Consider the following 2,880-nt stretch of genomic DNA (forward strand, 5'->3'; position numbering starts at 1 on the left):
GCGTGGACCGACGTCGCCGCCCTCGGTGCTCGCCGAGCCACCGACGACGACCTGCAACGGCACCACCTCGATACCGTATTCGGCCACCGTCTTCGCCGGCAGATACGACGTCGAGTCGGTCACCACACAGACGTGCCCGCCCGTGTCATCACCGCCGGACCACATGGCACTATGCCGGGACGACGTTGACCAGCTTCGGGGCTCGGACGATCACCTTGCGCACACCTCGGCCGTCCAGCGCGCGCTGTACGGCCTCCGACGCCAGCGCCATCTCTTCCAGGCTGCTTTCCTCCACCGAAGGCGAGACCTCCAGGCGATCGCGCACCTTTCCGGCGACCTGCAGCACGCAGGTCACCGTCTCCTCGACCAGCAGCGCGGGGTCGGCCTCCGGGAACGGTGCGTAGGCCAGGGACTCCGGGTGGCCCAGGCGGGTCCACAGCTCCTCGGCGATGTGCGGCGCCACCGGGGCCACCATCAGCACCAGTGATTCGACCGCCTCACGTGGCGCGACGCCCAGCTTGGTCAGGCGGTTGTTCAACTCGATCATCCTGGAGATGGCCGTGTTGAAGCGCATCGCCGCCATGTCGGTCCGGACCGCGTCGATCGTACGGTGCAGGACACGGCGGGTCTCGTCGTCGGCGGGCTCGTCGACGACGATCACCGCACCGGTCTCCTCGGAGACGACGTTGCGCCACAGCCGCTGCAGGAACCGCTGCGATCCGGTCACCGCCCGGGGGTCCCACGGCTTGGACTGCTCCAGCGGGCCCATCGACATCTCGTACACCCGGAACGTGTCCGCGCCGTACGAGTCGTACATCTCGTCCGGGCTGACCATGTTCTTCAGGCTCTTGCCGATCTTGCCGTACTCGCGGTAGGCCGGCTCACCGTTGAAGAAGAACTGACCGGAGTCCGCGGGCTCCTCGGTCACCTCGGCCGCCGGGACATACTGGCCGCGGGGGTCGGTGTAAGCGAAGGCCTGGATGTAGCCCTGGTTGAACAGTCTGTAGTACGGCTCGTCGCTGGAGATATGGCCCAGGTCGAACAGCACCTTCTGCCAGAACCGGGAGTACAGCAGGTGCAGGACCGCGTGCTCCACGCCGCCGACGTACAGGTCGACGCCACCCGGGTCGTCCGGCCCGCCACGCTGTGGCTGCGGACCCATCCAGTACCGTTCGATCTCCGGGTTCACCAGGTGCTGGTCGTTCGTGGGATCCAGGTAGCGCATGTGGTACCAGCACGAGCCGGCCCAGTTCGGCATCGTGTTGGTGTCCCGGCGGTACCGCTTCGGGCCGTCGCCCAGATCCAGCTCGACGTACACCCAGTCAGGCACCCGGGCCAGCGGCGGCTCGGGTTCGGTGTCGGCGGCGTCGGAGTCGTAGGTCTTCGGCGAGTAATCCGGCACGTCGGGCAGGTCCACCGGCAGCGCGTCCAGTGGCAGCGCGATCGGCAGATCGTGCTCGTCGTAGACGATGGGGAACGGCTCGCCCCAGTAGCGCTGGCGGCTGAACAGCCAGTCCCGCAGCCGGTAGGTGACCGTTCCCTCGCCGTGTCCGGCAGCCTGCAGCCAGGAGATGATCTTCTCCTTGGCCTCGGCCATACCCAGCCCGTTCAGCGACACTCTCTCGCCGCCCGAGTTGATCGCCGGCCCTTCACCGGTGTACGCCTTGCCGTCGAAGCCCTCAGGCGGCTGCACAGTGCGCACGATCGGCAGCTCGAAGCGTTCGGCGAACTCCCAGTCACGCTCGTCTTGGCCGGGCACCGCCATGATGGCGCCGGTGCCGTAGCCCATCAGCACGTAGTCGGCGATGAAGACCGGGATCTGCTCGCCGTTGACCGGGTTGGTCGCGAACGACCCGGTGAAGACGCCGCTCTTGTCCTTGCCGTCGCTTTGCCGCTCGACCTCTGTCTTCGCGGCGGCCTGCTTCCGGTATGCGGCCACCGCCTCGACGGGGTCACTATGGCCGCCGGTCCATGGGTCCCTGGTCCCACCCGGCCACGACGACGCGGTCAGCGCGTCCACCAGCGGATGTTCCGGTGCCAGCACCATGAATGTCGCCCCGAACAGCGTGTCCGGACGGGTGGTGAAAACCTCCAGGTCACCGGAGGCGGTCGCGAACCGGACGTTCGCGCCGGTGGAACGGCCGATCCAATTGCGCTGCATCGTCTTGACCTTCTCCGGCCAATCGATACGCTCCAGGTCGTCCACCAGGCGGTCCGCGTACGACGTGATTCGCATCATCCACTGCCGCAGGTTGCGCTTGAACACGGGGTAGTTACCCCGCTCGCTCCGCCCTTCCGAGGTGACTTCCTCGTTCGCCAGCACCGTGCCCAGGCCGGGGCACCAGTTCACCGGAGACTCCGAGACGTAAGCCAGCCGGTAGCCGTCGATGATCCGCCGCCGCTCGGTGTCCTCCAGCTGAGCCCATGCCCGGCCGTCGGGCGTGGCACGCTCCCCGGACTCGTACTCGGCCACCAGCTCGGCGATCGGCCGTGCGCGTCCCCGGCCGCCGTCGGCCTCGGTGTCATACCAGGAGTCGAAGATCTGCAGGAAGATCCACTGCGTCCACTTCACATAGCCTGGGTCGATCGTGGCGAACGAACGCCGGTCGTCGTGTGCCAGTCCCAGCCGGCGCAGCTGGCGCCGCATGGTGACGATGTTCTCTTCGGTGGTCTTGCGCGGATGCTGACCGGTCTGCACCGCGTACTGCTCGGCGGGCAGCCCGAAGGCGTCATACGACAGGGCGTGCAGCACGTTGTCGCCGCACATCCGGCGAAACCGCCCCATGACGTCGGTGGCGATATAGCCCAGCGGATGGCCTACGTGCAGCCCGGCCCCCGAAGGATACGGGAACATATCCATCAGGAAGTACTTCTTCCTGC

2 protein-coding genes are annotated in these 2,880 nt (G+C 67.3%); both read right to left on the minus strand.

Annotation, left to right across the window (positions count from 1 at the left end):
- On the minus strand, positions 1–165 hold a 165-nt coding region (locus tag ELR45_RS42315; protein ID WP_338069598.1), incomplete at its 3' end, for a DegV family protein.
- Positions 166–169: 4 nt separating this feature from the next.
- A partial coding sequence (gene leuS / locus ELR45_RS12920) for a leucine--tRNA ligase (protein WP_205856505.1) occupies positions 170–2,880 on the minus strand: 2,711 nt, incomplete at its 5' end.

Origin of the sequence: Phytoactinopolyspora endophytica (assembly GCF_004138495.1) — a bacterium.
Taxonomy (GTDB): domain Bacteria; phylum Actinomycetota; class Actinomycetes; order Jiangellales; family Jiangellaceae; genus Phytoactinopolyspora; species Phytoactinopolyspora endophytica.